The organism is Rhizobium mongolense USDA 1844 (genome assembly GCF_000419765.1).
GTDB classification, from domain to species: Bacteria; Pseudomonadota; Alphaproteobacteria; order Rhizobiales; family Rhizobiaceae; genus Rhizobium; species Rhizobium mongolense.
Map to the genome: position 1 here is coordinate 292,683 of NZ_ATTQ01000003.1, position 20,558 is coordinate 313,240.

Genomic DNA, 20,558 nt, shown 5'->3' on the forward strand with positions numbered 1-20,558 from the left:
ATTTTGGATGCCAGCCTGTCGAGGCGGCGGAAGAGGCAGTGAACCATGAATGCACTTTCAGATTCCGCATCGCCGCTTTACGAGAAGGTGAAGGCATTTGTCCTCGGCAATATTGGCAGCGGCAAATGGGCCCGAAACAGCCGCCTTCCGTCGGAGAACGAACTCGTCTCGACGCTGGGCGTCTCCCGCATGACCGTCCACCGGGCGTTGCGCGAACTCACCTCCGAGGGGCATCTGCGCCGCATACAGGGCGTCGGCACCTTCATCGCTCCGCCCAGGCCGCAATCGACGCTGATCGAGATCAGCAACATCATCACCGAGATCAAGGCGCGCGGCAGCCGGCATCGGGCCGAGGTGGTCGTGCTCGAGCGTATCGAACGACCGGAAGCCGAGCTTCTGCTCGCCTTCGAGTTCGAAACGGTGAAACCCGTCGACCATTCGCTCGTGATCCATTTCGAGAACGACCGACCGGTCCAACTCGAGGAACGCTATGTCAATCCCGATCTCGTTTCCGGCTATATCGACCAGGATTTCAGCACGCTTGCCACCTATGACTACCTGCAGAACGCCACCCCGCTGACCGAGGTGGAGCACCTCATCAGTGCCCTGCCGGCCGGCGAGAATCAGGGACGCCTGCTGCACATTCGTCCCGCCGACTGCTGCCTGGTTCTGCATCGCAAGACCTGGACCGGGCCGGTCGTCGCTACTGTCAACACGTTCACCTATGTCGGCAGCCGCTATTCGCTCGGCAGCCGCTATCTGCACGGCGGCAAGTGACCGCCGATCCCCATACTGAGAACGATCCATCCGGAAAGAATGTCATGAGCCAGACCATGAGCCGCACCGCGGAAATCAGGACGATAGCCAAAGCCGGGGACGACAAGGCGGAACGATTACTGGCCGAACTGCTGCGCGACCTTTTCGAGATCGAGCCGAAGAATGTCGTGATCAATCACGATCAGTACAGCCTCAATTCGCTCAACGGCTTCTTCGAGACCGCCGATGGTGCATTCTTCTTCAAGTTCCACCAGGAAGAGGGGGAGGAGGCCATGAGCGGCGAATATTACCGCGCCGACATCCTGGCTCGGGCTGGCCTGCCGGTGGACCAGCCTCTTTTGATGTCGGCGCTTCCGGGTGAACAGATCCTCGTCTATCGCCGGCGGACCGATCCCCGCTTCTCCGATGTTCTGCGGACGCTGGACCTGAAGGACGATGCCGCGGCGCGAAAAAGGGCTGTGGACGCCGAACGCAGGCTGAACGAAGCCGTGTTGAAGGTCTATCTCGACACGCTACATCCGGTGAGCGCCGATGAGGTTGCGGCCGAGCCGATCCACCGGCTGTTCTCCGAGCGGCTGATTGATCCGCCCGCCGGCACCTATCCGGGCGGGCGCATGGCAAGCTTCTATGTCGGCAAGGACTTCGTCTTTCCCGACTTGACGCTCGACTGGGAGACGTTTTCACGCTGCCGCATTTCGGTCAACGGCATCGAATACCGGGACAGCATCGGTGCCCTCTTCCATGCAGCGCACGAGCGGCTCGACCCGTCGCGGCTGGCTGATGCGGGCGGGGTGACTGCACATGGCGACGCCCATAACGCGAATGTCTGGTACGAGGAGCACGACGGCGAGGCGCGTTTGTCCTTCTTCGACCCCGCATTCGCCGGCGAGAACATTCCAACGCTGCTCGCCGAGGTGAAGACGACCTTCCACAACATCCTCGCCCATCCGCTGTGGCTCTATGATCCTGCCATGGCGGCCGAGCACCACAAGGCCAGCGTGGTGCTTGACGGCGATCTGCTGCGGGTCACGACCGATTTCGAGCCGAGCCCGGTCCGACGCTCCCTTCTGGACGTAAAGGCCGAAGCTCTTTGGCGTCCCTTGCTTGGCGAACTGAAGGCGCGGGGCATGCTCCCGGCCGACTGGCGCCGGGTCATCCGGCTGGGCCTTTTCCTCTGCCCGACGTTGGTGATGAACCTGCGTGCCGGCGCCACGACCCATAACCCCGTTTCCTCGCTCGTCGGCTTTTCCGTCGCGGTAATGGCCGGCAGCGAGCCAGTGGCAGGCGAGGATACAGTTTCGCGCCTCCTGGACATGATCGATCCCGACAGAGGCTGACATGATCCGACCATCATGGCCGTGTCGAGGATGTAACCGAGATCAACTTGTGCTCCCGCGAATACCGCTGACCGGTCGATTTGCGCTGCCTCAAGTGCTCGAGAATGCATAAGTGCCGATCGAGGCGCGCCTGCCCGAAAGGCCGCGACGTGCAGGATAAATGAACACAGCGCTTGAGCGCGACGACCCATATGGTCGTTCGGTCGCATCCAGCCGGTCAGCCGATTGTGACTGACCGGCCCCCGGTCTTCTCCAGGTCGTCATCGTACTCCGTTCTCACCCGCTCGAGTCGGGCGTCTTCCTGGTCCAGACCCCATCGACGGTCGAGAAAGAATTCGAGAGCTTTTCGTGTCTCGACGCAGAGCAATTCACCTTCGAAGCCGTATTCGGTCCGCACGACGGCCGCCTGCTCCGGCGTCAGGCCGGTTTTTGGCCTAAGCCATATCCTTGCCCGCGTGTTCCAATCCGTGTCGTCGGGGAATTGCTCTGACGGCGCACGCGTCTCAAAACTACTGCCGGTGCTAACGCGAATGGGTAGATAGGTTCGATACGCCTCATGCTTGAAGCTGAAGGCTCTCACGTGAACCTTTTCGCCATCTGACACGAAATGTGTGGGGACAATCCATTGTCCGGCATCGGCACCAGACGTCATCGACGTATACTGGATGTGAATCGCCCACCTGTTTCTCATCGCTTGATAAAGACGCGACACCACGGAAGCATCAGCGCGACGTTCTGGCTGAGGTAGGGCGACAGAGAGGGGCAGGTTGCTTTCAGCCAGCACGGTCGCGAAAGCCTCGTTCAACGTGGAAGGGACAAGAGGCTTGTGGTCGAGGGCTGCCAGATATGTCTTCCGCACAGGATCGTAGGTGGGAGGCGTATGCCTGGCACGCTCAAGATAAAGGCGGAAGTCGAGGGCTGCCTGAGCGGTAGAGATGTCAAAGCGGTCGATCAGATCGCGCCGGTTGGCCATGCCACGCCACGTCAGACACTGATCGAGAAAGATCAGTCGCTCGCGCTGAGCATGTTTCAGGTCGTCGAATTGCATAGCGGGAAAAGTAGCTTGACTCGCGGGGAACTGTCCATCTAAAAATTATACATGTAAAAAATAGACGGATCTAATTATGCGGATGCTTCATACTGCGGACTTGCATCTCGGGCGTCAGTTCCATGGCATGTCGCTTGAGGATGACCATGCGGCGATCCTCGACCAGATCCTGCAAGCGATAGACAAGTACCGACCCGACGTCTTCATAATCGCCGGCGACATCTTCGATCGCGCGTCTCCTCCCGCAACCGCGGTGCGGCAATTCAACGCCTTTCTCGGCCGAGTGGCGCGAGAGACGGAAACGGCTGTGGTCATGATTGCCGGCAATCATGATTCTGGTGACAGGATCGGCGCCATGTCCGTCCTGACGGACGTACGGCGAGCATTGATCCGCGGACCGCTCTTGGCGGACGAAACACCTCTGATCCTGCATGACGCAGCTGGTCCGGTTGCCATTTCCGCACTGCCATTCGGCTACGAATTCGCCGCACGCGACTGCTTTGGCGATGAGACGATCGCAATGCCCGAACATGTCATTCGCGCCCAGGTCACCGCGGCGCGGCGGCATCTTCCGGAAGGAGCGCGCTGGGTCGTGGTTGCCCACGCCTTTGTAGAGGGCGGCAGTTCCAGTGAAGGAGAGCGGCCTCTGGCACGGGTCGGTGGCATTGAGACCGTTCGCCACGACATGTTCGATGGTGCCCACTACGTGGCGCTTGGTCACCTGCATCTGCCGCATTCGGTTGGCATGCCGCACATCCGCTATGCCGGTGCGCCGTTGGCTTTCGGTTTTGACGAGGCTGGAAGCGTAAAGTCGATGAGCCTCGTCGATCTCGATGAACAGGGCAGGGTAGCGATCACTGCACTGCCATTCGCGCCTACCCGGGGCGTTAGGATCTTGCGCGGCAAGTTCGCTGACCTGCTGCACGGGGAACCATCGATCGATTTCATCAAGGCAGTGCTGACGGATGATGTGCCGCTGATCGATCCGATGAAGCGGCTTCGCGAGCTGTACCCGAACGCTTGTCAACTGACTTATACACGAGATGAGCGGGCGCTCGACATCATGTCCGAAATCAAGGTGCAAGCCACCCTGCAGGATCCCTCAAAGGTCATTCGGGAGTTCCTGATGCAGGTTCGCAGCGAAGACCCGGTCGACGCGGAGCTGGCGTTGATTGGGTCTGCCCTGTCTGATCTTCGAAGCGTGGAGGCGAAGGCATGAGGCCGGTCAGACTGACGATTCAGGCATTCGGTCCTTATGCCGGCAGGGTCGTGGTAGACTTTCGTGACGCAATTGCCTCAGGCCTTTTCGGCATCTACGGGCCGACAGGGTCCGGCAAGTCATCGATCTTCAGTGCCATGACCTTCGCGCTGTTCGGCGAGGCAGCTAAAGCTGAACAAGAGACAGCGTCGCTTCGCTCCGATCATGCTGATCCCGGCGTTCCGACCGAAGTCGAGTTCGTATTCGATATCGCTGACAAGCGCTATGTTCTGCGCCGACGGCCGGAGCAGACCCGGCCCAAACAGCGTGGTGACGGTGAGACCAGGGATATCCATGAAGCCTGGCTTTTTGACGCCACCGGACTTCCACTCGAGGACATAACCGACGCGAACCCCGGCCAGGTCATTGCGGAAAAGAAGACCGGTCCAGTCAAAGAGGCTGTGGTCCAGCTCCTCGGCTATGGTGCTGAACAATTCCGGCAGATCGTGCTGTTGCCACAGGGTAAGTTCGAGACGTTCATGGCGGCAAAGACCGATAAGCGGCTTGAGATCCTGCGTGAGCTCTTTGATGTTTCCATGTATCGGCGCATGGCGGCAAAGTTCAAGGAGGATGCGGCGGCAGCTGAGCGGCGGGTTCGGCACGAACGTGAAGTGTGCGCAGGGCGACTTTCGGCCGAGGGTTTTGAGAGTCCCGACGCACTTGCGGCCGGTATTGACGAGGCGCAAGTCGTCCATGACGCGGAAACCCTGAAGGAGATGGCGGCCGCACAGACGTTCGATGCTTCACGCACGGCACTTGCTGCCGCCCGTCAGCTCGAGGACCAGTTTCGAGCCGCCGAGAAAGCCAGGTCGGATGTCGAAGCCCTCATTGGAAAGGCTGAGCATATCCGTGAACTGCAGGAGCGCGTCGACAATGCCAAGCGTGCCCAAGCGCTCCTGGACGTCGAGCGCCACGCGAAAGGTGCTGAGACGGAAAGTCTCGAAGCTGAGGAAACAATGAGAGCGGCCGCGGAGGCAAACAACGCAGCGGCGGAAGAAGCTGGAGTCGCCGCCAGAACGCACGAAGAGGAACGGGAAAGATCGGGAGAAATTGAGGCCCTGCGGCAAGCGGTCGGTACGCTTGGACGCCATCAACGGACCCTTTCCGACGCAAGCCTTTACGCCCACAAGGCGGATGCAGCCTTAAAGGCCGTTCAGCAGGCGAAGAAGGCTTTCAATCGCGTCGAGGCGCGTATCGAGGAAATGCGTGGCCGGAAACTCGAAAAGGAGCGGGCACTTGGATCCATTCGGGAGAAGGATGCCGCGCGCCAGCGGCTCGTCCATCAGCGATTGCTCGTTGAAAATGAGCTTAAAACAGCCGAGCTCCATCAGGCTGCTCTCGACGTCGCCGACAGGGCGCGCGTCGAAATGCAGGCATTGAAAGCAAAAAACGAAGAGGCGGTCCAGTGGGCACAGGCCGCGCGGTTGCGCTTTGACGCTGCAGAGGCCGCCCTTGCTGAGGCCCAAGCTATTCATTTGGCTGCCAAGCTTGCAGCGGGCGGGGCCTGCCCTGTCTGCGGGTCGACCGAGCACCCTCTGCCCGCTGTCGGCAGGGCCGAGCATGCCGGTCTCGATCAGTCGTTTAGAGATGCGAAGGCCCAATGGGAGGAAGCGCAAAGGTCCGAGCAGGACGCTTCTCGCCATTTCGCTTCCGCGCAAGCGAAATGGCAGGAACGCCAGGAAAGACTGGGCGCACTCCCTAAGCCTGAACAGCCGGCCGCCGATCTCCGCACCGCGATTGCCGGCTTGGGCCGGAAGATCGAAGAGCTCGGTCCGGCAATCGATCTCGTCCAGGCTGAGGCCGCACTGACCACATTAGCGACCGAGATTGGCTCAACGGAACAGGAGCGCGATGGCCTCCGCACGGCGTTCGAGACATCGAAAACCAATGAAGCGCTCGCGCGCGATAGGTTCGAGCAGGCGATCGCGACGGTTCCCCAGGAACTGCGGACGCCGGACGCACTGACTGCCGTGCTTTCCGAACATGAACGCCAGCTCGCAGCTCGAATGGATGCGGCAAGAGTTGCGGAGGATGCTGCACGCCGATCCCGTGAAGCCGCGATCATTGCCAATACAGCAGCAGACGCGGCCAGGCAGGCGTATGAGAATGCCATTGTTCGCCGAGATAAGGCGCAAGCGGAGTTCAGGGCCCGCCTGGCGAAGAGCGGCTTGACGGAACCTCAATTCAACGGTTTCAAGCAGCTGATCGGCGCGATCGAGGCTGATGCTCAGGAGATCGCAGATTACCGCAATGCATTGGCGATAGCGCATAGCAACGAAGAGACGTCGAGACGCGCGGTGGAGGGCCGCGAACGGCCAGATACCCGTACTTTGCAAGAGGCTTATGACACGGCAGACGAGATGCTCGATCTTGCCAAGACGGCGCGTGCCCAGGCGCAGGCGCGGCTGCGGCAACTCGACAAGCTCCAGCTCGATATCGCCAGTCAACTGAAGCGCCTCGACGAGATCGAAACAGAGACGGCCTCGCTGCGAACGCTTGCGGCCCTGTTCAATGCTGAAAATCCGTTGCGGTTGGACCTTGAGACCTATGCGATCGGTGCGATGTTCGACCAGGTGCTGGTCGCAGCAAACCAACGGCTTGGTCCTATGAGCGGCGGTCGCTTCAGCCTCGAACGTGAAATCGAAGGTGGAGCAGGCCGCTCGCGCCGCGGCCTTGGTATCCGGGTGTTTGATGTACACACCGGTAAGGCGCGTCCTACGTCGACATTGTCAGGTGGCGAGACGTTCATGGCCGCCTTGGCCTTGGCGCTTGGTCTTTCTGATATCGTCGAGAGCGTGAGCGGGCAGGTGCGGCTCGACACCATTTTCATCGACGAAGGTTTTGGGAGTCTCGATACCCAAAATGAGTCCGGCACGCTCGATCAGGTCCTGCAGGTACTTACCAATCTCGTAGGTCAGAGGCGCGTGGTGGGTCTGATTTCTCACGTGCCATTGGTGCAGGAGACAATTCCGAACGGATTTTATGTGCGAAAAGAACCGCGGGGAAGTTTCGTCGAGGCACGAGGAATGAATTGAAACATGGCCCTGGCAGATGGGTGACCGCTTGTTCCGGGAGGAGAGACGACGTCTACGGTTTCCTTCTGACCCACTCGGGACCTCAGCCAAGCTGTGTCGTGGGCCGATGTGCTAGGCTTTAAACAGGTGATTCTAGTTTCATTTCCGTGGATGTGTGCCTATTTCAAATGCAATTGCGGTTAGCATCAGGGCATTTTTTCGCAAAGCTTTCTTGCGGCTTCCGCCACTCCGGCGGTTTTTTCTGGGATGAACTCCGCCTCGCAAAGATCATTGATCGTCTGACGCCGGCGGATGAGCCGCGACGCCGCGCCGTCGAAGAGATATTCGGCGGCATGCATGCGGCTGTTGTAATTCGACGACATTGACGCGCCGTAAGCCCCAGCATTGTGGAAAACCAGGAAATCACCGACCTGGGCGGGCGGCAGGTTTCGGGTTTCGACAACGCTGTCCGGTCCCTGGGTGAGCACGTCACCAGACTCGCAGAGCGGGCCGGCGATCACTGTCGGGCGCAGGCTGGAAGACGAGAAACACCGCCCGTCGCGCGGCAGCACGGAAATCTCGTGATAGCTGCCATAGAGCGCTGGCCGCATCAGATCATTGAAGCCTGCATCGCAAAGAGTGAAGTGATTGCGGCCCATCTGCTTCGTGGCGCGGACCTCCGCAAGCAACAATCCGGCCTCCGCGACGAGGAAGCGCCCTGGCTCGATCTCCAGGCGCACGGCGTGGCCGAACCGGTTTTCAGCTTCCTTGCGGACCTTGTCCCAAAGCTCGAAATAATGCGCCGTGTCGACCGCCTTTTCATCCTCACGATAGGGAACGGAGAGACCGCCGCCCGCCGAGATCGCCTCGAGATCATGATCCAGATCACGCAGCAGACCAGTCATAGCATGACACACCTGCTGCAGGTGTCTGTAATCGACGCCGGATCCGATATGCAGGTGCAATCCGACAAGGTGCAGGTGGTAGCGCCGCACCAGTTCCACGGCCTGGCGAAGCTCGTCATGCCAGATGCCGTGCTTGCTGCTCTCGCCACCGGTGTTGGTCTTTTTGCTGTGGCCGTGGCCGAAGCCGGGGTTGATCCGAAGCCAGACGCGATGACCGGGCGACATCTCCCCGAGCTGGTGCAGCATGTCGGTCGATCCGGCATTCACCTCCACCTTGTCTTTCACGACGTGGCGAAGTGTCGAGCGGTCGAGGATGTCAGCGGTATAGACGATACCCGCCGCGCCGCTGGCCGTGCGGGCGGTGGAAAAGCCCGCACGTTGCGCGCGCTCGATTTCCCCGAGCGATACCGCATCCACATGCACACCCGCCTCGCGCATGAGGGAAAGGATATGGATGTTGGAACATGCCTTTTGGGCGTAACGGATCACGTCGAAGGCGCCGAGCTGCTTTATCCGATCGCGGATCGTCGGGGCGTCGTAGACCCACAAAGGCGTTGCATGTTCGTTCGCGAGGCGGGTCAGGAGGTTTGCGGGAATATTCTTCATGGCGCGGGTTTCTCATAGGCGGCCTGGCAGCGTGCGCAGTCAGGGCAGGATTGAGGAAAGGTGACAGGACAAGATGATGAGGCAGGCTTCGGGAAAAACGGCCAGGCCGAGTGCTTCGCTGAGATTGAACAACCCAGTGCCCAACGCCGACGATATTATAAGAGATGTGCGCGATGAGCCTCCAAGCTTGCGTTTTGGTGATTGCGTCTGTGGGGATACAATTTCAGCTTGGTTTCACCACGAATATCGTCATATTCAAAATATCAATAATTCCGCGATCCTTTCATATTTGATATACGTGCAAGGCCGGGGAGCCAAATGAATGTCCGTCACTCTTCGGCATATCGAGGTCTTCCACGCCGTCATGACGACCGGGAGCGTCACTGGTGCCGCCGACATGCTGAAGACTTCCCAACCCACCGTGAGCCGGGAACTGGCACGCTTCGAATATCTTATTCAAATCAAACTGTTTGAGCGCATACGGGGGCGGCTGCGACCGACTGCGCATGCGCTGCAACTATTCGAGGAAGTGCAGCGCGCTTATTTTGGGCTGGATCGAATTGTCCGCACCGCCACGTCGCTACGCCGGTTTGAGCAAGGCCAGCTTTCAATCGTGTGTCTTCCGGTATTTTCGCAATCACTCCTGCCGCAAACATGCAGGCTCGTTGCCGAGCGGTTCCCCGATGTGGGAATAAGCATCACCCCCCAGGAATCGCCTTTGCTGGAGGAATGGTTATCGGCTCAGCGCTACGACTTCGGGCTGACGGAAATCGGGCATGCACCGCAGGCTACGGAAGCAACCGCGCTGGTGATGCTGGATGAGGTCTGCGTGCTACCGGACGGGCACCCTCTCTTGAGAAAGACAATCCTTTCTCCGGGCGATTTCGAGGGACAACCTTTTGTCAGCTTGTCGGCTACGGACAGCTACCGGCAGCAGATCGACAGGATATTTCGGGAGACCGGTACAACACGCCGAATGGTCATCGACACTCATAGCGCCGCCTCCATCTGCGCCATGGTGCGTGAAGGCATCGGCCTTGCGATCGTCAATCCCCTGACTGCCCTGGATTATGCGCACAACGGCGTGCACATTCGCCCATTCTCTGTATCGATACCGTTTTCTGTTAACATCGTGCGGCCAATCCATCGGCCGCCGTCGCGCTTAGTGGAGATTTTCGAGAGCGCGCTGATCGAACAAGCCAAACTCATCAAAAAGCAGATCGCTTCACTCGTCAGCCTTTAGCCAGCACATTTCGTCCAGTGCTCGCCGAGACAACCTCGATAAGAACGGTCGGCGGATCCCCTCGATATCAACAAGTCATCCGGAGTTTTGCGACAGCTGAGCAGTTTCCGGTATCGCCAGGCTGCTCACTTTGCTGCGTGACGGGATCGGTCCACCGGTCATGTCCTGCGAGGTGTTTGATAGCATTGCTTGAAGGGCAACGTTGAACGGGTTCTGTCCGAAAACGAGCTGTTCCGTACAGGGGCAAAATAAGTCAGCCATGTTCCAACAGGGCGATCAAATCGTGCCAACCGCGTATATGGCCGCCATGCGGTCGGCAACCGGGGATCTACCCAGTCGCCCCGATGAATGTCGCTTAAGTCTGGGCAGCTTAAACTAGTCATGGTGTAATCCAGGTTCCGTGTCTCAATTCTTCCCATATCTGCGATGTCGGACCTTTTGCAGCTATCGCAACGACCGCTGTTGTGATGGGTTTCGGACCCCTCGCCGACGGTTATAACAATGCCGCCGGGGCGAGGATGCGACAGGTGAAACGTCAATACTAGCTTTAGCGGGGCTTAGACTGATTGATTGCAGAAATCGCAACAATGTCTCTTTTAAAGTGCAATTTCATTTGATAGGCTTGAGACGAAGAGCTTGCGCACATTGAGGTTCCACTTTGCCGTCGTAAACACCGGTCTCAATCCGTTTCACCCTCATGGGACAGGATAGCTTCGCGCTCATCCTGGCTATGATCACGTTCGTCGGGTGGTGGTATGAGACCGGTTTGGCATTGTTGAAATGTGCCATGCGCCAGCTTCTGCTGTCTCAGCTCTTCCCTCGCACCCGAAACATCGCCACGCCGTGCCCGCTATGGTCTCGCCACCGTCTTGATGAGCTTCCTTCAGGAAGACCAAGACGACATGAGCAATCTTCTTAGAGTTGAATGGACGATTATCCCGCAAATTCCGCCGCAGCCGTGGCTGGACTGCAGCGCATGCTCTGCCCCGAAGCCGTTTGAATGCAGCGGAAAGGCGAGGCTGAATGCCAATGGCAAAAAGCTTGATGCCTGGCTGATCTATGAGTGCTCAGCATGCAGCAAGACCTGGAACCGGCCTATTTTCGAACGCCGCAGTATCGGCGACATTGACGCCAAAACGCTACAGGCCCTCCAGAGCAACGATCCCACCTGGATCAGGGCCCGAGCCTTCGACCTTGTCGCACTGAGACGAAGGACCCGGCGTATCGGTGAGTTCGATGATGCTGATGTGCGCAAGGTCGTTCTCAGTATGACGCCGGTATGGTCCGCGGTTGAAATCAACCTGGTCGTGCCGATGCTAGCAAGCATTCGCGTCGACAAGCTGATTGCCTCCGAGTTTGGCTTGTCCCGCAATCGCGTGCAGTCGCTTTGGGCCGCTTCTGCGCTCCGATCTGATACCGATGGGAGAGATATGCTGCGACGGCGCGTCAGGACCGGGGCGCGGCTGGTACTCGATGTTGTCGAGCTGAATGATCGAGTATCCATCGAGATGGCCGCGTGTGGTCGATAGTTGGCAGCCCCGCACGCGCAGCAGGATCGCAACCTGTTGCGCGTGGCTTCTTGCGGTTGATGGCAATTAGCGGACTAGCCGACGCACCAGATGACATCATCGATTTCTTTCCCCACGTGCGCAACGCGCTTGGGAATATCGGTCCACCTGAGAAAATCCCTCACGGTTGTAGAAACGTATGGCCGCTGGGTTTTCGGCGCTCACAGCCAGTTCCAATTGCACGATGCCGTGATCAAGCGCGTACCGCCCGGATCATAAGCACAAACGCGGCCAGATCACGCCATCTGGCGAAACGCGGTGCGGCCACGCACGCCTCCGGCGTCGGTTGTGGCTCGCGGACGTCAACAATCCGAAACCCTGCATGGGCGACGCCATTGAGATATTCACAGAGGGTGCGCGGAAAGCGAGGCACCTCAAACAGCGCTACGTCCTCATCGCTCGGCCGGTCACCAAAGCGCCAACTCTCAACAAAATTGGTTTGGTCGAAATATCGAGCAACGACCAAGCCAGTCGGCTTTCCTTTGACATCCCTCTGCCACTGTAATCCGGGGGTAATAAAACAGGGGTGCAGAACGCTGAACGCAATGAATCCACCCGGCCGCAAGAGCCTGAAGGCCTCCCGCATCGCCGCTGGAAAATCCGGCCCGTCCATCAAGGCCATCGTCGATACGACGGCATCGAAGGAGGCATCCTCGAAACCGGTGTTTCCGGTGTAGGATGCGACCTCATACCGGATGCAGAGTGGGACGTGGTGCTCAGCCTTACGTGCATGTCCAATCATTTTCTCGGAAAGATCGATGCCGGTCATTCGTGCACCCAACTCGGCGAACCGTCTGGTGTTGGAGCCTTCGCCGCAGCCAAAATCGATGACGTCCAATCCTGCGATACTTGGCAGAAAGGCTTGAAACGCCGGAAAGGTAAATAGCTCGCGATAAGTGTCGTAGCCGTTCCGGACATCATGTGCCCATTGATCGGCATTGTCGTCCCAACGGGCAGCAACTTCGGCTTCAGATACTTGGGTCACTCTCTTTTCTCCTTCGAAAGGCCCGCCGGCGACAGGAAAGAGCCTCGCACGCCTTTGGCATTTACGCCCGCGGGGATAGTTTCCCCTCTGATCGAGACAACTTCGTTAAATTGGAATCCTTGAAAAATATCGCCACAAATCATCGTCTCCAGAACTTCGGTGTCGGGCAGCTCCCCGAACCGAGCTAGAAACGACCTGATCTGCGCCGCGACAGGATAATACCGTTCACGGTGCCACGCAGGTATTGCTTGGCTTGCCTTCTTAGGTTTTCGACATTTGGCATGGGCGCGTACTGCGGTTTACTTTGATGTAGGCGGGCAATGCCCCTCCGGCTTTGAAGCCGACGCGCCCTACAGCAGAACCGTTGAGGCTGGCCGAGCCGAGATATTCACGTCAAGATAAGAGTTCACCCATGCCAATTCCTGCCCGCTTCATGGTGGCGTGTCTACAACGCGACCACTTTCTGTGAAAATGCACGGAAGTTTGTCCCCTTTCGGCGCAGAACATTGACCCTGGCGGAGGCAAAATATCTTATTTTGTTCGATTGCGGAATTTAGCGTGCTCTCGGGGCTCAATGTTCGATGCACACTGCGGGCTCGAACGCTAGGTCGAAACACCGTTCCTTGAATGGCCGAACCCGGCGCGTCTTCTCGAAGCCGCAAATTGCTCTTCCTGCCGCAAACCGGCCGATCCTGTGCCCCGCTGGCCATTCAGCCGCCGGCACCTTGGTATTTACCGGTGGCGTACCGCCAGTGAGCGATGGCTATCAGCACCCAAATCGGGCCGGCCACGAGAGCCACAGGTCCGGCCTGGTCTCCGAGGATCGCGATGGGCTTGCGAGCAGGGCGATGTCGGGGGCGATCGTTTTTGGGTGGATGGAACTCTGCAGGTTAATGAAACAATCCGCAGGGCGAGACTACGGCACGCGGTCAGGTGCAACTATGCCACCTTCATTCTCCGGTATGGCGATACGTTTAGCTTCAGATTTTGTAAACTTCAGACGCACACCGATGCCACGGCCGTTGTCAGAAATGAACACAGCGCCGGCGTTTTCCAAAGCTGATTGCAAGGCAAGCATTTCATCATCAGTTGGTTCGGCGAGCTTGCGCTCAAAATCCATGACGGTTTCGATTGGCGCAAGTTCCTTGGCCCAATAGCCAATTGCCGGATCGGTCTTCTTCACCGCGCGGCCACAAGGCGATTCTGTCACCTTGCCGATCGGTGCTTGAACGAAACATCCAGCAACAAAATTGCACGCAACAAGCTATTAAATTCGTTTGCTTACCGCGTCCAATGACAGCAAGCTGCCCGGCATAGATGGCGACCGGCAGCCGCAACATTGAGATCAAAGGCACCGCGAAACAGAGTTCGCCCTTCGCCCCGCCGAGGAGACCTCTAAAGCCAAGGAGAAGACGAATGACTCCTAAGCACACAAACACAATTGGGCCAGATTTGGTGCGAGGTATCTCACTTGCCGATCTTCCCGACGGCAGTAAGCTTGTCGGCCATTGCGGCGATGCGCAGGTGCTGCTCATGCGTCGCGGGCCGCACATATTCGCCGTGGACGCACATTGTACGCACTACAACGGTCCCCTCGTCGACGGTCTGGTCTCCGGCGACACCGTTCGCTGCCCTTGGCATCACGCATGTTTCGACTTGAGGACTGGCGAGGCTCTGCGCGCACCGGCTTTCAGGCCGCTGGCATGCTGGTCGGTGGAGCAACGCGACGGCAATATCTTCGTAGTCGGAAAGCGCAAGCGTACAGAACCCACAACACGCGAGCCGTCTGCGGAAGCAATGCCGGGGAAGATCGTCATCGTCGGCGGCGGTGCGGCCGGCTTTGCCGCGGCCGAGAGGCTGCGGCGCGAGCAGTATCCGGGCAGCATTGTCATGCTCAGCGACGACGAAGCGCCGCCTGTCGACCGACCGAACCTTTCAAAGGACTTCCTGTCCGGTAAGGCGCCGGAGGACTGGGTCCCACTGCGGGGAGAGAGCTACTATTCGAAAAACCAGATTGACCTCCGTCTCGGTACGCAAGCGGTTCGCATCGATCCGCACACCCGTGAGGTCATCCTCGCTGGCGGAGGCTCGATTCCCTATGACAGGTTGCTGCTTGCGACCGGTGCAGAACCCGTTCACCTGACCATTCCAGGCGCCGACCAGCCCCATGTTCATACGCTACGCTCGCTTTCCGATTGTCGGGCCATAATTGAGCAGGCCAAGACTGCCAAGCGCGTCGTCGTGCTTGGCGCCAGTTTTATCGGCCTCGAGGTCGCCGCCGCCCTGCTCTCTCGCGGAATAGACGTCCAAGTCGTTGCACCCGACAAGCAGCCACTGGGCCGGGTTATGGGTCCACAGATGGGCGATTTTATCCAGGCCCTTCACGAGAAGAACGGCGTCGTTTTCCACATGGAGGACATCGCGAGCAGTATCAATGGCAACGAGGTGGTACTTCGCAGCGGCAAAACGCTAACCACTGATCTCGTTGTCGCCGGCATCGGCGTACGACCGCGGACCGGCCTCGCGGAAATGGCAGGGCTGACTGTTGATCGCGGTGTCGTCGTGAACAGCTTTTTGCAAACCAGCGCCCCTGGAATTTTCGCGGCCGGTGACATTGCGCGATGGCCCGATCCCTATAGCGGAGAGGACATTCGCGTCGAGCATTGGGTGGTCGCCGAGAGGCAGGGGCAAACCGCGGCGCTTAATATGCTCGGTCAGAATGAAAAGTTCGCAGCCGTGCCGTTCTTCTGGAGCCAGCACTACGACGTCAGGATCAATTATGTCGGCCACGCCGAACGATGGGATAAGATCACGGTCGAAGGGGACATCGCTGGCAGGGACTGTCTGCTGCGCTTCAAGCGTGACGGACATTTATTGGCTGCCGCTTCGATTTCCCGTGACATAGACAATCTGACGATCGAGGTGGCCATGGAGCGTGAAATGGCAGCCCGCTGACGATGCACAGGTGCAAACGTTCGCACCGGCGCAGTGATGGAAATGGAGCTGAACTATGTCGAGCGTACTTCACAATCTCGGTTCTGGCGTGCAAGTTGCACCCGCCAAGCACTACTCAAGGCTCATTAAGTTTATCGACGAGGTCGCCAAGCATGAGCCCCACGAGACATCTACCTCGGTCGATATCTTCTCGAACGATGACAATAAGTGGTACTGCCAGATTCGCTGCGGCAAACAAAGGACTCAGCCAATGGGGCCTTACACCAAACGGCAGGCAGAGCGGGTTCAAGACGCTCGCAGGACACGAATCGCAGAAAAGGGCACGGCACCGCCTGGCTCATCTTCGAGCAAACCGATGGGCACTGAAGATGACGCATCCATCAATTTCGCTGTTGTGCGCGACAATCTGCGAAGTCGCACTCCAGGCCCTGGAAACTCTCCACGTCGAATAAGACCATTGCGAATATCTTTCAATTGAGAAAGATCAAGCTAGCGGCGCCTACCAAGCCGGCATGCCTGCCGAGCTGCGCCGGCACAACCGGCACGTCACGATAAGCGGGCATCGCTCGCTCCTGAATGGTGGCCTCGATGGGTTTTCGAAGGAGATCATAGCCATAGGAAATTCCACCGCCCATGACGATCATGTCGGGCGAGTAGAGATGGAGCAGATTGGTAAAGCCGATGCCCAACCAGCGGGCTTCCCTGTCAATCAGCCCAAGTGCTGTTTCGTCACCGCTGCGCGCCGCCTCGACGACGTGTCGGCCCGTCACGTCGCCGTCGTGGGACAGCGTTCGCAGCGCCGAGCCGTCGCCTGGCTTTGTTAAAGCAGTAGCACGCCGGCCGAGCGCAGTACCCGACGCTACCGCCTCAAAGCAGCCCACCGCCCCGCAAAGGCATCGTTCGCTCTCGCTCGTGATGGTCATATGGCCGATTTCGCCTGCGAGCCCACGGCGCCCATGCACGATCCGGCCATCGGAGATCACCCCGCCGCCAATGCCGGTAGACACGGTGACGAAAACCAGCGAGGCCGCGCCGCGGCCGGCCCCGAAACGCCATTCGCCGAGAGCGGCGGCGTTCGCATCGTTCTCCAGCCGCACAGGCAGGTTTAGGCGGTCCTGAAGACGGCTCGCGAGGGGTACTTCACGCCAGCCCGAGAGGGTCGGTGGTGCGGTAAGGATGCCCGCGACTGGATCGAGTGGGCCGGGCGCTCCGATGCCGATACCAAGCGGCTGGGCGTCGGGAACTTCCGAGCAGGTTCTCTCCGCGAGCATCGCGATCTGCTCGATGACCGCATCCGGTCCATCCTTCGCAAGCGTTGGCATGGACGCGAACGCCAGCAAATTGCCGCCGTCGCCAACCAGCGCGGCGCGCAACTCCGTTCCACCCAGATCGAATGCAAGTGCAATCCTGCTCATCAGGGCGGGGTCTCCAAAGCATGCAGCCAAGCGATCCGGCCCGGCAGATCCTTGTCGCCGAACGCCAGCGATCCGAGCACGACTGTCTCTGCCCCAGCTGCCCGCAACAGTGGAACGGTCTGTTCGCGAATGCCGCCGTCTGCCGCAAGAACAATCTCCTTTTCGCGTCCGACACGCCTGATCAACGACCGCGCTTCGCGAAGTCGGTCGCAGGCGTTACCCGAAAGGCCTTGTCCCTTGACGCCGATCGACGTCCCGAGCAGCGTGAAGAAAGCGACCTCAGCGAGGAACGGTTCTGCCTCGGCGACCGAAGTTTCCAGCCGCAGTACGACGCCGGCTTCGGCCCCAAGCTGTTTTGCGAGTTCGACCGCGCGCAAACCGGCTTCGCCGGTCTCGGCATGAATACTGATGAGATCGGCGCCCGCCTCGATGAACTGGCGTGTTTGCTCCTCGACAATCTCGGCCTCGACCATCAGATGCACATGAATCGGTTTTTCCGTCAGCTTGGCGATGCGGGCGACGAAATCGGGAAAGAACAGGAAGCCAGGCGTGAAGCGCGCGTCGGCAACGTCGATATGGTGAAGATCGACATAGGGCTCGATGCGGTGAAGGTCGCGCTCCATGTTGGCAAGATCTGCAGACCAGAGCGAAAACTCGCCGAGCAGTCTGTGCCGGGGCAATGCGGCGATGGCGCCGCCCGAGAGAGATTTCGACGTCATGGGTGAGCAACGCTCCGATGTTTGAATTCTGTGTTGAGGAATTGCAGAATGACTGTTCGGACCGCGGCGAAATGAGCTTCGGTAGCCGTAGCCTTCGCAGGCACTTCGAGGAAATGCGCATTTGGAAGCGTGTCAGCCATCAATTGTGCGACGGCGAGAGGGTGGATGGCATCCTGCCGGTTGCCGAGGACGAGGGCGGGAATAGCGAGGTTTGCCGCGTCCTCTTGCGAAACGCCGGTTCCATCCGAAGCGACGTCGCCCAGCACGTCGGCGAAGGCTGCCGCATCCGGGCGTTCGAAATAGCCGAGCAGGGAAGCAAGATTGTCCGGCGCTTCCACACGCAGACGTTGCGCCGTCGCCGACTTTGCAAAAAGCGCCTGGCCATCGGCAAGCGAATGGGATCGAAGCAATGCCGCGATCTCGCGGATCGGTGCAAGGTTCTCGGGGGCGCAGGCAAACGACCAGGCCGGGCGTACCAGGATGAGGCCCTTGACGCGTTCGGGATGTTTTTTTGCCAGATGCAGCGCGATGGCTGCGCCCATGGAGATGCCACCGGCGATGAACCGGCCTATCCCCCTTTTGTCTGCAGCAGCGATCACGTCGGCTGCAAACATCGCAATCGAGAAGGGGCGTCGCGTGCCAAGTGTCGAGCTGCCATGCCCGCGGCACTCAGTGGTGATCCGCCGCCAGTCGAGCCCCTGAGGGAGAACCTGTGCGACCTGGGCCTCGCTGCCTCCGAGCCCGTGTTGAAAGACCAAGGCGTTGCCTGTCCCGCAGTCGTGGACTGAAAGGTCGGTACCGTCTTGTCTGAAAGTGATGTGCGTCTTCATCGGATCAGATCCGAAAGGAACCTGGCGACGGCGGGTGCTTCCACTGCCGCAAGGCCGTGCGTGACGAGCGGACCGTCAAAACCGGTCACGCGCAGACCGTCGATAAAGGCAGGGAAATTGACGATGCCCTGACCTGCTGTCGCGAAGCGGCCATCGGCTTGGCGGTCCTTCGCATGGGCCATCGTCACATGACCAGCCGAGATATCGATCGCCCTTTGAACTATGTCGGACACTTCGGCTGGCGTCGCCCGCTCGAAGAGATTTGCCGGATCGAGCACGATGCGCAGGCGCTTCGAACCCATCTCTCCGATCAGCCGCACTGCATCGGCGGCGGACGTGACGATGTTTGCTTGTTCCGGCTCGATGCCAAGAGCGATGTCGTGCCGCTCGGCGAACCCCAGCGCCTTTTCCATTTCGGCCGCCATATCGGCCCAGGCAGATGGATGCGCATTGTCCGGATGATACATCCATTGATCCTGGACATTGCGGCTGCCGGTGCAAAGCGTCACCAGCGGGATCTGCAAGGCCGCTGCTGTTTCGATCACTATCCTGAGCTGTTTAGACCCCATATCCCGCACGGATTTGTCCGGGTGGGCCATGTTATAGGTGCCTGAAAGGGCCGCGAGCGAAACACCGGTTTCCCTGGATGCCGCCCGGATCACGGCAATCGTTTCCGGTGCCACTGCATCCGGCATCGACGGCAGGCCGACACAGGTGAGATTGAACTGCGTCGTCGCAAAGCCACTTTCACGCACGGCCGACAGCACCCGCTGGGGATCGGTGCCGGGGAAGGTCTTTGCAAAGATGCCGAGCTGCATCAGACCGATCCCGTGACGGTTGCGAGTTCCACACGTTCGCCCGTTTCTACCGAGCGGGCGATGGCGACCATGGCCCGGATGGAGGCAATGCCATCCTCGATATCGGCCCCGCGCATCCGTGCGCCGTTCAGCACGGTATCGGCAAGCCCTTCCAGCTGCCTGCGGAAGAAGTGCCCATCGGCTCCCAGCGGCTTGCGGGTCGTGGCGTCCTTCTCGTGGAAGATCTCGACCTCACTCGCCCTGAGATACCAGGGATTGAAGGTCTTGGCGATCACTGAACCATTTTCACCATAGAGGTGGAAGCCCTCATGCCAGTCCATGCGCACCGCGACCGTCAGATCGAGATGACCGAGCGCGCCATTGGCGAATTCGGTCTCCACGAACCAGCAATAGGCGTTGGCGCGCTCGAGAAGGCGGGCCCGGACCGCGACGATCCCGCCACACAGGAAACGGGCGGTATCGACGAGATGCGAGCCATGCGCCAGCATGAAATACTGGCGCAGGTCAGCCTTGGGATTTCCGGCCGGTTTCCTGGCGAACTTGCTGGTGATCGGCAGTGGCTGGACCGCGTCGGTATTTGTGTAGCGGTGGGTGGAGTCGCAGTACCAGGCTTTCAGCGCGAAAATCGCGCCGATGTCGTCACGGACAAAATCCCGTGCAGCCTCCAGCGCTGGGTCGAAACGCTTCATGTGACCGACCTGCAGCACTTTGCCGGATCGCTTGACGGCGTCGGCGAGCGCCTGGCCTTCTTCGATCGTCACACCGGTGGGCTTCTCGCAGAGCACATGCTTTCCAGCATCGAGCGCCTTGATCGACATCGGCACATGATAGGCGTCTGATGTGGCGATGATGACGGCTTCGAGCTCCGCATCGGCAAGCATTGCGTCATAATCGGCATACATCTTCTGAGGCTCATATGTCGCGCCCATGCGCGCAAGCAGGTCGGGCGCTGCCTCACAAATTGCATAAAGGTCGGCATTCCTGGCCTTCGCGCAGGATTCGAGATGGGCGAACTGTGCAATCGGGCCGCACCCGAGCACGCCCACACGCAGCCGACGGTCTTCCTTGCGGATCATGACT

The 20,558-nt window shown here is 59.4% G+C and carries 16 protein-coding genes and 4 pseudogenes; 7 read left to right on the forward strand and 13 right to left on the reverse strand.

Annotation, left to right across the window (positions count from 1 at the left end; all coding sequences use genetic code 11):
* The first annotated feature begins 45 nt into the window (after positions 1-45).
* Complete coding sequence (gene hutC, locus A3C3_RS0107120) at positions 46-777, forward strand: histidine utilization transcriptional repressor HutC (protein WP_022713913.1); 732 nt, start codon at positions 46-48, stop codon at positions 775-777.
* A gap of 44 nt (positions 778-821) precedes the next feature.
* Positions 822-2,114, forward strand: coding sequence for a hypothetical protein (locus tag A3C3_RS0107125; RefSeq protein ID WP_022713914.1), 1,293 nt, complete (start codon positions 822-824; stop codon positions 2,112-2,114).
* Between the two features lie 217 nt (positions 2,115-2,331).
* On the opposite strand, the gene A3C3_RS0107130 is transcribed toward A3C3_RS0107125, so the two are convergent.
* Positions 2,332-3,162 carry a BrxR family transcriptional regulator gene (locus A3C3_RS0107130; RefSeq protein WP_022713915.1) on the reverse strand — a complete coding sequence of 277 codons (831 nt, stop codon included), beginning with the start codon at positions 3,160-3,162 and terminating at the stop codon, positions 2,332-2,334.
* Positions 3,163-3,238: 76 nt separating this feature from the next.
* Here A3C3_RS0107130 and A3C3_RS37945 point away from each other — a divergent pair, with 76 nt between their 5' ends.
* Together A3C3_RS37945 and A3C3_RS0107140 are read left to right on the forward strand one after the other, a co-directional pair.
* The gene (locus tag A3C3_RS37945) at positions 3,239-4,381 is read left to right on the forward strand and encodes an exonuclease SbcCD subunit D (protein ID WP_022713916.1); all 1,143 of its coding nucleotides are present in this window, start codon (positions 3,239-3,241) and stop codon (positions 4,379-4,381) included.
* Positions 4,378-7,455, forward strand: coding sequence for an AAA family ATPase (locus A3C3_RS0107140; RefSeq protein ID WP_022713917.1), 3,078 nt, complete (start codon positions 4,378-4,380; stop codon positions 7,453-7,455). The genes A3C3_RS37945 and A3C3_RS0107140 overlap by 4 nt, the downstream gene beginning before the upstream one ends.
* A gap of 185 nt (positions 7,456-7,640) precedes the next feature.
* On the opposite strand, the gene lysA is transcribed toward A3C3_RS0107140, so the two are convergent.
* The gene (gene lysA, locus A3C3_RS37950; RefSeq protein WP_022713918.1) at positions 7,641-8,945 is read right to left on the reverse strand and encodes a diaminopimelate decarboxylase; all 1,305 of its coding nucleotides are present in this window, start codon (positions 8,943-8,945) and stop codon (positions 7,641-7,643) included.
* Between the two features lie 322 nt (positions 8,946-9,267).
* Between lysA and A3C3_RS0107150 the strand changes: the two genes are divergently transcribed.
* Positions 9,268-10,188 (forward strand): LysR family transcriptional regulator, encoded by a 921-nt coding sequence (locus A3C3_RS0107150; RefSeq protein ID WP_022713919.1) that lies wholly within the window; start codon positions 9,268-9,270, stop codon positions 10,186-10,188.
* 245 nt (positions 10,189-10,433) lie between these two features.
* Here A3C3_RS0107150 and A3C3_RS46770 read toward each other — a convergent pair.
* Positions 10,434-10,571: pseudogene (locus A3C3_RS46770) on the reverse strand (4-hydroxybenzoate octaprenyltransferase); the annotation flags it as partial.
* 489 nt (positions 10,572-11,060) lie between these two features.
* On the opposite strand from A3C3_RS46770, the gene A3C3_RS0107155 reads away from it, so the two are divergent.
* On the forward strand, positions 11,061-11,717 hold the full coding sequence (locus A3C3_RS0107155; protein ID WP_245278810.1) for a DUF1062 domain-containing protein: 657 nt from the start codon (positions 11,061-11,063) through the stop codon (positions 11,715-11,717).
* Between the two features lie 74 nt (positions 11,718-11,791).
* On the opposite strand, the pseudogene A3C3_RS46775 reads toward A3C3_RS0107155, so the two are convergent.
* The 5 genes and pseudogenes from A3C3_RS46775 to A3C3_RS0107170 form a co-directional block, all read right to left on the reverse strand.
* Positions 11,792-11,960, reverse strand: a pseudogene (locus A3C3_RS46775) (N-acetyltransferase family protein); the annotation flags it as partial.
* The gene (locus A3C3_RS0107160; RefSeq protein ID WP_022713922.1) at positions 11,950-12,741 is read right to left on the reverse strand and encodes a class I SAM-dependent methyltransferase; all 792 of its coding nucleotides are present in this window, start codon (positions 12,739-12,741) and stop codon (positions 11,950-11,952) included. The pseudogene A3C3_RS46775 and the gene A3C3_RS0107160, both read right to left, overlap by 11 nt.
* Positions 12,742-12,887: 146 nt before the next feature.
* Positions 12,888-13,024, reverse strand: a pseudogene (locus tag A3C3_RS46780) (VOC family protein); the annotation flags it as partial.
* A 427-nt stretch (positions 13,025-13,451) separates the two neighbouring features.
* Positions 13,452-13,577: pseudogene (locus tag A3C3_RS45060) on the reverse strand (ABC transporter permease); the annotation flags it as partial.
* A gap of 80 nt (positions 13,578-13,657) precedes the next feature.
* Positions 13,658-13,924 carry a hypothetical protein gene (locus tag A3C3_RS0107170; RefSeq protein ID WP_022713924.1) on the reverse strand — a complete coding sequence of 89 codons (267 nt, stop codon included), beginning with the start codon at positions 13,922-13,924 and terminating at the stop codon, positions 13,658-13,660.
* A gap of 233 nt (positions 13,925-14,157) precedes the next feature.
* Between A3C3_RS0107170 and A3C3_RS0107175 the strand changes: the two genes are divergently transcribed.
* Complete coding sequence (locus tag A3C3_RS0107175) at positions 14,158-15,696, forward strand: FAD-dependent oxidoreductase (RefSeq protein ID WP_022713925.1); 1,539 nt, start codon at positions 14,158-14,160, stop codon at positions 15,694-15,696.
* Between the two features lie 470 nt (positions 15,697-16,166).
* Here A3C3_RS0107175 and A3C3_RS0107180 read toward each other — a convergent pair whose 3' ends face one another.
* The 5 genes from A3C3_RS0107180 to A3C3_RS0107200 are packed head-to-tail and all read right to left on the reverse strand — an operon-like array spanning position 16,167 to position 20,554.
* Positions 16,167-17,111: an ROK family protein gene (locus tag A3C3_RS0107180; protein WP_022713926.1), complete on the reverse strand. Its 945-nt coding sequence runs from the start codon at positions 17,109-17,111 to the stop codon at positions 16,167-16,169.
* Positions 17,111-17,830 carry a ribulose-phosphate 3-epimerase gene (locus tag A3C3_RS0107185; RefSeq protein ID WP_022713927.1) on the reverse strand — a complete coding sequence of 240 codons (720 nt, stop codon included), beginning with the start codon at positions 17,828-17,830 and terminating at the stop codon, positions 17,111-17,113. The genes A3C3_RS0107180 and A3C3_RS0107185 overlap by 1 nt, the downstream gene beginning before the upstream one ends.
* Positions 17,827-18,660: an alpha/beta fold hydrolase gene (locus tag A3C3_RS0107190; RefSeq protein ID WP_022713928.1), complete on the reverse strand. Its 834-nt coding sequence runs from the start codon at positions 18,658-18,660 to the stop codon at positions 17,827-17,829. The genes A3C3_RS0107185 and A3C3_RS0107190 overlap by 4 nt, the downstream gene beginning before the upstream one ends.
* On the reverse strand, positions 18,657-19,478 hold the full coding sequence (locus tag A3C3_RS0107195; RefSeq protein ID WP_022713929.1) for a sugar phosphate isomerase/epimerase family protein: 822 nt from the start codon (positions 19,476-19,478) through the stop codon (positions 18,657-18,659). Before A3C3_RS0107195 ends, A3C3_RS0107190 begins: the two co-directional genes overlap by 4 nt.
* A complete protein-coding gene (locus A3C3_RS0107200; protein ID WP_022713930.1) occupies positions 19,478-20,554 on the reverse strand; it encodes a Gfo/Idh/MocA family protein in 1,077 nt (358 codons plus the stop codon). Before A3C3_RS0107200 ends, A3C3_RS0107195 begins: the two co-directional genes overlap by 1 nt.
* Between the last annotated feature and the right edge of the window lie 4 nt (positions 20,555-20,558).

Bases quoted from the DNA above. Each gene is read 5' to 3' on its own strand.
- hutC (WP_022713913.1), top strand. From the start codon at position 46: ATGAATGCACTTTCAGATTCCGCATCGCCGCTTTACGAGAAGGTGAAG.
- A3C3_RS0107125 (WP_022713914.1), top strand. From the start codon at position 822: ATGAGCCAGACCATGAGCCGCACCGCGGAAATCAGGACGATAGCCAAA.
- A3C3_RS0107130 (WP_022713915.1), bottom strand. From the start codon at position 3,162: ATGCAATTCGACGACCTGAAACATGCTCAGCGCGAGCGACTGATCTTT.
- A3C3_RS37945 (WP_022713916.1), top strand. From the start codon at position 3,239: ATGCGGATGCTTCATACTGCGGACTTGCATCTCGGGCGTCAGTTCCAT.
- A3C3_RS0107140 (WP_022713917.1), top strand. From the start codon at position 4,378: ATGAGGCCGGTCAGACTGACGATTCAGGCATTCGGTCCTTATGCCGGC.
- lysA (WP_022713918.1), bottom strand. From the start codon at position 8,945: ATGAAGAATATTCCCGCAAACCTCCTGACCCGCCTCGCGAACGAACAT.
- A3C3_RS0107150 (WP_022713919.1), top strand. From the start codon at position 9,268: ATGTCCGTCACTCTTCGGCATATCGAGGTCTTCCACGCCGTCATGACG.
- A3C3_RS0107155 (WP_245278810.1), top strand. From the start codon at position 11,061: ATGAGCTTCCTTCAGGAAGACCAAGACGACATGAGCAATCTTCTTAGA.
- A3C3_RS0107175 (WP_022713925.1), top strand. From the start codon at position 14,158: ATGACTCCTAAGCACACAAACACAATTGGGCCAGATTTGGTGCGAGGT.
- A3C3_RS0107180 (WP_022713926.1), bottom strand. From the start codon at position 17,111: ATGAGCAGGATTGCACTTGCATTCGATCTGGGTGGAACGGAGTTGCGC.
- A3C3_RS0107185 (WP_022713927.1), bottom strand. From the start codon at position 17,830: ATGACGTCGAAATCTCTCTCGGGCGGCGCCATCGCCGCATTGCCCCGG.
- A3C3_RS0107190 (WP_022713928.1), bottom strand. From the start codon at position 18,660: ATGAAGACGCACATCACTTTCAGACAAGACGGTACCGACCTTTCAGTC.
- A3C3_RS0107195 (WP_022713929.1), bottom strand. From the start codon at position 19,478: ATGCAGCTCGGCATCTTTGCAAAGACCTTCCCCGGCACCGATCCCCAG.
- A3C3_RS0107200 (WP_022713930.1), bottom strand. From the start codon at position 20,554: ATGATCCGCAAGGAAGACCGTCGGCTGCGTGTGGGCGTGCTCGGGTGC.